Raw genomic sequence first — 8,914 nt, forward strand, 5'->3', positions numbered from 1 at the left:
AGTGCCACGCCGGTCGGCGGGCAGCGTTCGGCAGCTGGATGTACACAGGGGAACGGATGGGCCGGGGAAATAATTAGACGGGCGCGCGGCACCGAGGCAGCGAGGGACGCGATGTGCAAAAGCGGAAAGTGAACCGGTTCACGCTCCGGGACTTAGACGATTTGCCTCCAGATATTAATTCTATTTCGCATTTGACAATCATTATCACTGAGCATAGCTTGTCGCACGTCGTAGGAAGCGTCCCACTCAGGTGTGCTCCCTCCTCTCTTCGAGACAAGGTGATTTCCATGGCGGAACAACTATCCACAAGTAAGTGCGATTCACCCCTACTCCAGGCATTCGTCGACAACCGCAGCATCCTGGTCAAGATCGCCGCACGCATCACCGGCTGCCGCTCGCGGGCCGAAGACGTGGTGCAGGACGCCTTCTTCCGGCTCAGCGCGGCGCCGCACATCACATCCTCGTTCAAGGCCCAGCTCAGTTACCTGTTCCAGATCGTGCGCAACCTGGCGATCGACCACTATCGCAAGCAAGCCATGGAGCTCAAGTACTCGGGCAGCGAGGAGGAAGGCCTCAATGTCGTCCTGCAGAACGCCTCGCCCGAAGCCACCCATATCAACCTTGCCACCCTCGAACACATTGCCGAGGCCCTGGGCGAGTTACCCCAGCGCACCCGCTATGCCTTCGAGATGTATCGCCTGCACGGGGTGCCACAGAAGGACATCGCCAAGGAGCTGGGTGTATCGCCGACACTGGTGAACTTCATGATTCGCGATGCGTTGATCCATTGCCGCAAGCACAGCCGTCAGGGCTGAGGTCCCTCGCCCTCATCGCCGGCAAGCCGGCTCCCACAGAGCCCGAAAAATCGAATGGCGCGCTGTCCCACAAAGCACTAGTGGCAAGCGCTGACCTCTGTGGGAACGGCGGTGGAGCGGCCGAACCCGCTCAAACCAGCCTGCAGCGATCGAAGAACCGCTCCCGCCCCAGGATCATCAATGCCGCCCGCTTGTGCGGAAAATCGAACTCCTTCTCGCAATGGAAGCACTGGTCGTGCAGGTAGCCGATCATCCTGCCGTTGTCGGCGCGTGGCTCGGCGACCACCCGCTGGGTGCGTGGGTCGTCCAGGAACAGATAGTGCACCAGCGCCGATAACCAGCTGGCCACCTTGTGCGGGCCGCGATGCGCCTGCTCGCCCACCAGCATGTGGACGCCGCGGTCGTAGTCGCCAGCCGGGTAGAACGGGGCGATCCGGTCTTCCTTGGCCCAGTAGGCCTCGAAATAGGCGAACGGCTCGTCATCGAAGCAACCGACCAGGGTCAGCGTGTGCGGATCGGCCTCGAGTTTCGCCAAGTATTCGCGGTGCTGCTCGAGGCTGCCGGCCTCCTGCCAGAACTGCGCGACACGCGGATCGTTCTGCCAACGGTTGAAACGCGCCAGGTCCCGGTCGATCTCCAACGTGCGCAGCGACACCCAGGCACCCAGGCGCGCATCGAAACGCCGGTACACCTCACCGCGCGGCTTGGGCGGGCGCCTGGGGTGGCGCTTGCCGTCGCTGATCATCATCTGCTGAGGGTAGTTACTGGCCGCCGCATCGCCAAGCCACGGCTGGGGCAGTTGCCAGAACAGCCCACGCTCGCACAGGTACACGCCCGGACGCTCGCCAGCCACCAGCAGCCCGCTGGCCAGCGCCTGGGGCAGCGCCTGGTGCATGTGCCAGGCCAGGCGCTGGCAGGCCGGGTCGCGCGACAGCAGCCAATAGCATGCCGCCCACAAGGCCTGCTCGGGGCGCTCCGGGCACAGACGCTCCAGGTGCACCTCAAGGACAGCGCCAGGGGCCAGGCGCACCTGGATCAGCGGGCGGCCCTCGAGTGTCAGGCTCAAGTGGGTAGCCCCTTCATCGGCACTGAGGCTGCGCCAGCGGGGCAAGGAAAGAGGCAGCGAAGCGGCATCGAACGGCATGGTCACGGCTCTCGAAAAGGAATGAAGGGTTCAATCCGGTAGACGTGACCTACACCAGGGAATTTAGTCGGCCGACGGCCTCACCACCTTGACCCGGTAAGGCTGGAAGATCCGCAGCATCTCGCCGTTGTCATGCAGGCGCCGTATCAGCGAGGCAAACGCCTTGGCGTCGATGGGCGACTCGGGGCGCAGGATGGCGTAGTGGCGATAACGCTGGTCGATGCGTTCGGAGGCCAGGAACTGCTTGGCGATGTCAGGGCGGCGGACGCAGAAATCGATGAAATAGGAACGCGTGACCAAGGCGATATCGACACGCCCGCGCTCGACCATCAACAGGTTGCTGTCGTGTGAATAGGTCAGGATCGCGTCGTAGGTCTCGCCCAGGTAGTACGGGTCGGAATTGAAGTTGGCGAATGCGTAGTGATAGCCGTTGAACAGGGCCAGGCGTTTGCCCTGCAGGTTCTCGAAGTACTCCTGGCCGCGCCCGGGCTGCTGGCGGGCGACGAAGATCTCGGCGTCTTCCAGGCCCAGGTCCACGCTCTGGTGGGGAAAGCGGTCCCAGCCCCACTCGGGGTTTTCGAACATGGCGATGTCGGTACGCCCCTGCTGGAAATCGCCGAAGCGCCGCGGCACGGAGGTAGGCACGAGCACGAAATGGTACTGCTGTTGCAGTTGGTTGAGCGCCTTGAGCACCTGCGGCAGCAAGCCGCTTTCGGCGCCTTGTTCGGGGCGCACGGTATAGGGAGGAAAATGCGCGCCGCCAACCCTCACCTCCACTACCGGGCCAGCCTGCGCGAGCAAGGCCTGCGACAACGCAGCGAAGACCAACAAACGAGACAGGGCCTTGAGGCCGGGTACGCGAATCAAGAGAGGGCACTCGTCACGGTTCGAACGGGATCCAACTAACCTAGGCGTTTTCCCGCCAAGGCACAACAGCTTATGCCAAAGTGCCAGGGGATGCCCTCGGCGCAGACATTGGCTACGCTCTAGCGACCACGCAGTTGCTGCGTCTTGAAGGGAGCCCTGGTATGGGCCATTGGCTGGTGATTGACCTGGAAGCCACCACCGACGACGGGGGCTGGCCGGTCACGGAGATGGAAATCATTGAAATCGGTGCAAGCCTGGTGACCCGCGAAGGCCGCGAGGTCGATCACTTCCAACGTTTCGTACGCCCCCGGCGGCGGCCGCAACTGACGCCCTTCTGCCGCACCCTGACGCACATCAGCCAGGCCAGCGTCGACGGCGCGGCGACCTTCCCCGACGTGTGGGCGCAATTCGAACGTTGGCTGGGCCATCACAGTGAACGCCTGCAGGCCTGGGTCAGCTGGGGCGACTACGACCGTCAGCAGCTGAGCCAGGAATGGCAACAGCATCAGGTCACGAGCCTGTTGCAGACCCTGCCCCATATCAACCTCAAGCAACGCTTCGCCAAGGCTCGCCACCTGCAACGCCCCCTGGGGCTCAACAGTGCCCTGCAACTGGCCGGGATGCAGTTCACCGGCCAGCAGCACCGCGCCCTGGAGGACGCCCGCAACACCGCCCGGCTATTGCCCTTGAGCCTGCCGGCCACCGGCACCTGAATTCAGATGACGGCGTGTGGGGGCTTGGGCATACTGGCCAGCCCTTTTTCATCCTTCTTTCAGGAGTCGCTCCATGTTCAAGGTCAATGAATACTTCGATGGCACCGTCAAGTCGATCGGCTTCGCAGGCGAGGAAGGCCCGGCGACCGTAGGCGTCATGGCGCCCGGCGAGTACGAGTTCGGCACCGCCAAGCGCGAGATCATGCATGTGGTGTCCGGTGCGCTGACCGTCAAGCTGCCAGGCAGCGACAACTGGGAAGTGTTCAAGGCAGGCAGCCAGTTCAACGTGCCGGCCGACAGCAAGTTCCAGCTGAAAGTGGCAGTCGATACGGCCTATCTGTGCGAGTACCGCGACTGATCGAATCGGCGGCGAGTGCAGGTCCTGGGGCCGCTACGCGCCCCAGGTTCCAACAGTCAGTTCGCGGCAGGCTCGCTCAATGCCTGCCACATCGAGGGCGCACCCGCCGACTTGGCGATCGCCGCCAAGCGCTCGGCATGGGCCTCGAGCTCTTCGGCGCTGGCCATGATCACCCGCCCCGGCTGGCGCCCGACGATCCGCCGGATCTCGCTGCCGGTACCGCCCTCCCCGCCTTCCTCGCCCTCGGCCCCATGGGCCGCGAGTGACAGGCTGGTCTGGCCACCGGTCATCGCCAGGTAGACATCGGCCAGCAGTTCCGAGTCGAGCAGTGCGCCGTGCAATTCACGGCCGGAGTTGTCGATGCCGTAGCGTTTGCACAACGCGTCGAGGCTGTTGCGCTGGCCAGGATGGCGGGCCCGCGCCAGCATCAGGGTATCGATGATGGTGCAATGCTGGGAAATGTCGGCACGGTCGTGCTGGCCCAGCAGGGCGAATTCGTTGTTGATGAAGCCGACGTCGAACGCCGCGTTGTGGATGACCAGGTGCGCACCCTGGATGTACTCGAAGAACTCTTCGGCGACATCGGCGAAACGCGGCTTGCCGACCAGGAAGGCATCGGTGATGCCGTGCACCCCGATCGCGCCTTCGTCGCTCTCGCGGTCCGGTTGCAGGTAGACGTGGAAGTTGCGCCCGGTCAGGCGCCGGCCGATGACCTCGACGCAGCCGATCTCGATGATCCGATGGCCTTCGCTGACCGGCATGCCGGTGGTTTCGGTATCGAGGACGACGTACCGGTTGACTTGCTGCTCCACGCGGGTAGCTCCAACTTGCATCACATGACTAAGCCGGGGATTGTAACCCAAACGACAGGCGTCAAGCTCCACCCATGCGCATTAGCTTCACCCCATCGCCGGCAAGCCGGTTCCCACAGGTACGGCGATGCTTGCGAGACCAGCGCCAGGCAGGTGGGAGATTACCCAGCCCTTCGGGCTGCGCTGTCGCGCAGAGAACAAGCGGCTAGCGCCGCCCCCCTGTGGGAGCGGCGGTGCGGCGGTCCGACTTGTCCCGCGATCAAGGGCGAAGCCCTTGCCAGGCGACGGTGATATCCGGCCCGGCCCAATCGCGGGACAAGCCCGCTCCCACAAGGCCCGCAAAATCAAATAGTTATGCGTTGTTCTATGAGAGCCGGCTTGCCGGCGATGGGGTGGGTAGCGGCCCTGTGCCAGGGTTCAGCGCTTGGCGCGGACCTCATCGACCCCTCGGTTGGCCAATTGGTCGGCGCGCTCGTTGCCGGGGTGGCCGATGTGCCCGCGCACCCACTTCCAGGTCACCTTGTGGCGGTTGACCTGTTCGTCGAGCTGTTGCCAGAGGTCGGCGTTCTTGACCGGTTCCTTGGCGGCGGTTTTCCAGCCGCGCTTCTTCCAGTTGGCCATCCACTCGTTGATGCCCTTCATCACATACTGCGAATCGGTGGTCAGCACCACCTCGCATTCGCGCTTGAGGGCCATCAAGCCCTGGATCGCCGCCATGAGCTCCATGCGGTTGTTGGTGGTCTCGCGTTCGCCGCCCCACAGCTCCTTCTCGACGCCCTTGTAAATCATCAGCACACCCCAGCCACCCGGGCCCGGGTTGCCCTTGCAGGCACCATCGGTGTAGATCTCGACGCTATCGCTCATGTACTCGCTCTGTATTATCGACGCCAGGCCCTTCAAGGCTCGCTATGGCGGCGGTTGACCTTGGCCAGCGGCAACGGCAGCAGCTTGCCCATCGGCTCGCGCCGCTCCTGGCGCAGCGGCCGCAGGCCCACCACCATCTTGCGCGCCACCACCAGGTAGACGCCGCCTCCGGCGCCCTGCCAACCTCCGGCCATGCGCTCCCACCCGGCCAGGCGTTGTTGCCAGACCGGCGAGGCAAGCGGCGGACGATAGCACCCGAAGCGGCGTTTCTCCAGCGCGAAGCCCAGCAGGTTGAGCCAGTCGCCAAGCCGCGAAGGCGAGATGCAGCGCGCCTTGCGCAAGGCGCCGCGGCTGAACCAATGGCGCATGCCCCAACTGCTCCACGGGTTGATCCCGACGATCAGCAGGTGGCCACCGGGGCGCACCGCGCTGGCCGCCTCGCGCAGCAGCCCATGGGGCGACAGGCTGAAGTCCAGGCCATGTTGCAGCACCACCACGTCGGCGGCGTGCTCGGAAAGCGGCCAGGCCTGCTCCTCACAGACGATCTCGACTCCCGGCAACGGCGCGCCGAGGCGGACGTTGCGCTGTACCTGCGGCGCGTTGGGCGGCGGTTCGGCACACGGGCCGTAGTGCACCAGGAAGCCGCCGAAGAAGCGGCCAAGCTCGTCCTCGAGGAGTTGTTCCTCCTCGCGCAGCATCATTTGCCCCAGCGGCCCATCGAACCAGTCACGGGCCAGGCGGGTCAGCTCGATCCAGTCAGGATCGGCTTGGGCAAAGGCTTTGTCGGTCATTGCGTTCTCCCTCGAAGGTTCTCCCCCTGCGCCATCGCAGTTAAGATGCCTTCATGTTCACGCCAGGCGATTCGGTTACGCACATGATACAGATCGATGCTCTTCCCGCTTTCTCCGACAATTACATCTGGCTGTTACAGGATACTGCCAAACGTCGCTGCGCGGTGGTCGACCCGGGTGACGCCGGCCCTGTGCTGAAATGGCTCGAGGCCCACCCGGGCTGGGTGTTGGAAGACATCCTGGTGACGCACCACCATCACGACCACGTCGGCGGCGTGCAGGCCCTGAAGCAGGCCACCGGCGCACGGGTGTGCGGCCCGGCCCGCGAGCGTATCCCGGCCCGCGACCTGGCGCTGGACGATGGCGACCAGGTCCAGGTGCTGGGCATGGATTTACAGGTCATCGCCGTGCCTGGCCACACCCTGGGGCACATCGCCTACTACGGCGCGCCACTGCTGTTCTGTGGCGACACGCTGTTCGCCGGCGGTTGCGGCCGTCTGTTCGAAGGCACACCGGAACAGATGCACCACTCCCTGTCGCGCCTGGCCGCACTGCCGGCCGAAACACAGGTGTATTGCACCCATGAATACACCCTGAGCAACCTGCGTTTCGCCAAGGCAGTGGAACCTTCGAACCGCGAGCTGGGTCAACGGTTCGACGACGTTACCCGCTTGCGCGCCAACGATCGCATCACATTGCCATCAACCATCGCCCTGGAACGGGCCACCAACCCCTTTCTTCGCACGGCTGAAACATCCGTTAAACAAAAAGCAGACGAATGGAAGGGGCATTCCAATCCAAGCCAAGCCGCTGTTTTTGCTGCCTTGAGGTCTTGGAAGGACACCTTCTGATAACCCCACGATATATCGCAAGGTGTGGTCAAAGGTTGACCACGCGGGGGCCGGTTTCTAGAATCGCCGAAATTTTTCGCCCGGAAACCTGTCCCAGCCGATGTCTTCCCGTAGCCGCAGAACCTCTCAATCCGTCGCCCTGACGCGTCTGGCCCAAATCAGTGCGCTGGCCCTGGCCGCCACCCTGGTGGGCTGCCAGAGCACCCGTCAGCACGACGAATCCGACAGCGTTCGCGCAAGCTACCAGGCGCGCGTCAAGCACAAGCCTGCCCCCCTGCTGGTCAAGCCGGTCGAGCAGGCGCCGCAGGATGTCTGGGAGCGCATGCGCCAGGGCTTCGCCCTTCAGGACGATATCGGCGTCAACCCGCGCATCGAACAGCAGCGCCTGTGGTTCGCCAGCAACCCCACGTTCCTGGAGAGCGCGGGCGAACGCGGCAGCCTCTACCTGCACTATATTGTCGAGCGCCTCGAAGAACGCGACATGCCGCTGGAGCTGGCCCTGCTGCCGGCGATCGAGAGCGCCTACAACCCGATGGCCTACTCACGCGCCCATGCGGTCGGCCTGTGGCAGTTCATCCCGTCCACCGGCCGCCACTTCAAGCTGCGCCAGACCAACTTCTACGACGGGCGTCGCGACATCACCGCATCGACCAATGCCGCGCTGGATTACCTGAGCCGCCTGCATGACATGTTCAACGGCGACTGGCTGCTGGCCCTGGCGGCCTACAATGCCGGTGAAGGCACGGTCAGCCGGGCCATCGAGCGCAACGAGCGCCTGGGCCTGCCGACCGACTACTGGAACCTGCCCCTGCCCCAGGAGACCCGCGACTACGTGCCCAAGCTGCTGGCCCTGTCGCAGGTGGTGCTGACCCCCGATGCCTATGGCGTGAACCTCAACCCGATCGCCAACGAGCCCTACTTCGAAGCTGTCGCCATCAACGAACGCCTGGACCTGTCCCGGGTCGCCGCGTTCGCCGATATCGACGAAGACGAGCTGATCCAGCTCAACCCAGCCTTCAAGAAACGCATGACCGTAGACGGCCCCAAGCAACTGCTGGTGCCTACCGCCAAGGCCCAGTTGCTGTCCGACAGCCTGTCCAACCTCAAACCCGAGGAGCTGGTCAGCCTGCAACCGAACAAGGCCGTGTTCCAGGCCGCCCTGGCCGAAGCCAAGGCGCCGGTGAAGGCGCGCAGCTATCGGGTCAAGCGTGGCGACAACCTGAGCAGCATCGCCAAGGCCCACCGCGTCTCGGTACGTGACCTGCAGCGCTGGAACCGCCTCTCCGGCAACCGCGTCAAGGCCGGCCAGGTACTCGCCCTGCGTGGCGGCAGTTCGAGCGGCGCCGCGAACCGTGTCGCATCGTCCAAGCAGCGCTCCACCCAATACAAGGTACGCAAGGGCGACTCGCTCTATGCGGTGGCCAAGCGCTTCAATGTGGAGATGAAGCACCTCAAGCGCTGGAACCCACGCAGCGGTCATGCCCTCAAGCCTGGGCAAACGTTGACCGTCTACCTGTCGCACTGATCCGGCGCCCCGGGGCCGCTGCGCGGCCCTTTCGCGGCACGAGGCCGCTCCTACGGCGCTCCCAGAGGCGCGATGAACCTGTAGGAGATAACCCATCCCTCCCGGGCTGCGCTGTCGCACTAAAGAACAAGCGGCTAGCGCCGCCTGTGGGAGCGGGCTTGTCCCGCGATCAAG

Annotated in this window: 10 protein-coding genes; 5 read left to right on the forward strand and 5 right to left on the reverse strand. The window is 64.3% G+C overall.

The window, feature by feature from the left end; all coding sequences use genetic code 11:
• Window positions 1-287 precede the first annotated feature (287 nt).
• Window positions 288-815 carry an RNA polymerase factor sigma-70 gene (locus tag IRZ56_RS15470; RefSeq protein WP_196145723.1) on the forward strand — a complete coding sequence of 176 codons (528 nt, stop codon included), beginning with the start codon at window positions 288-290 and terminating at the stop codon, window positions 813-815.
• 130 nt (window positions 816-945) lie between these two features.
• On the opposite strand, the gene IRZ56_RS15475 is transcribed toward IRZ56_RS15470, so the two are convergent.
• Window positions 946-1,959 (reverse strand): GNAT family N-acetyltransferase, encoded by a 1,014-nt coding sequence (locus IRZ56_RS15475; RefSeq protein WP_196145724.1) that lies wholly within the window; start codon window positions 1,957-1,959, stop codon window positions 946-948.
• A 63-nt stretch (window positions 1,960-2,022) separates the two neighbouring features.
• Window positions 2,023-2,826 carry a substrate-binding periplasmic protein gene (locus IRZ56_RS15480; protein ID WP_196145725.1) on the reverse strand — a complete coding sequence of 268 codons (804 nt, stop codon included), beginning with the start codon at window positions 2,824-2,826 and terminating at the stop codon, window positions 2,023-2,025.
• 161 nt (window positions 2,827-2,987) lie between these two features.
• Between IRZ56_RS15480 and IRZ56_RS15485 the strand changes: the two genes are divergently transcribed.
• A complete protein-coding gene (locus tag IRZ56_RS15485; protein WP_196145726.1) occupies window positions 2,988-3,539 on the forward strand; it encodes an exonuclease domain-containing protein in 552 nt (183 codons plus the stop codon).
• A 73-nt stretch (window positions 3,540-3,612) separates the two neighbouring features.
• On the forward strand, window positions 3,613-3,897 hold the full coding sequence (locus IRZ56_RS15490; protein ID WP_196145727.1) for a pyrimidine/purine nucleoside phosphorylase: 285 nt from the start codon (window positions 3,613-3,615) through the stop codon (window positions 3,895-3,897).
• Between the two features lie 56 nt (window positions 3,898-3,953).
• Here IRZ56_RS15490 and dnaQ read toward each other — a convergent pair whose 3' ends face one another.
• From dnaQ to IRZ56_RS15505, 3 genes are all read right to left on the reverse strand, one after another.
• Window positions 3,954-4,709, reverse strand: coding sequence for a DNA polymerase III subunit epsilon (dnaQ, locus tag IRZ56_RS15495; RefSeq protein ID WP_328305355.1), 756 nt, complete (start codon window positions 4,707-4,709; stop codon window positions 3,954-3,956).
• Window positions 4,710-5,126: 417 nt separating this feature from the next.
• Complete coding sequence (rnhA, locus tag IRZ56_RS15500; RefSeq protein ID WP_196145729.1) at window positions 5,127-5,573, reverse strand: ribonuclease HI; 447 nt, start codon at window positions 5,571-5,573, stop codon at window positions 5,127-5,129.
• Between the two features lie 32 nt (window positions 5,574-5,605).
• A complete protein-coding gene (locus IRZ56_RS15505; protein WP_196145730.1) occupies window positions 5,606-6,364 on the reverse strand; it encodes a class I SAM-dependent methyltransferase in 759 nt (252 codons plus the stop codon).
• A gap of 83 nt (window positions 6,365-6,447) precedes the next feature.
• Between IRZ56_RS15505 and gloB the strand changes: the two genes are divergently transcribed.
• Together gloB and IRZ56_RS15515 are read left to right on the forward strand one after the other, a co-directional pair.
• Window positions 6,448-7,215: a hydroxyacylglutathione hydrolase gene (gene gloB / locus IRZ56_RS15510; protein ID WP_196145731.1), complete on the forward strand. Its 768-nt coding sequence runs from the start codon at window positions 6,448-6,450 to the stop codon at window positions 7,213-7,215.
• 100 nt (window positions 7,216-7,315) lie between these two features.
• On the forward strand, window positions 7,316-8,740 hold the full coding sequence (locus IRZ56_RS15515) for a lytic transglycosylase domain-containing protein (RefSeq protein WP_196145732.1): 1,425 nt from the start codon (window positions 7,316-7,318) through the stop codon (window positions 8,738-8,740).
• Window positions 8,741-8,914 lie beyond the last annotated feature (174 nt).

The sequence above is a fragment of the Pseudomonas guariconensis genome (assembly GCF_015680235.1).
Classification (GTDB): domain Bacteria; phylum Pseudomonadota; class Gammaproteobacteria; order Pseudomonadales; family Pseudomonadaceae; genus Aquipseudomonas; species Aquipseudomonas guariconensis_A.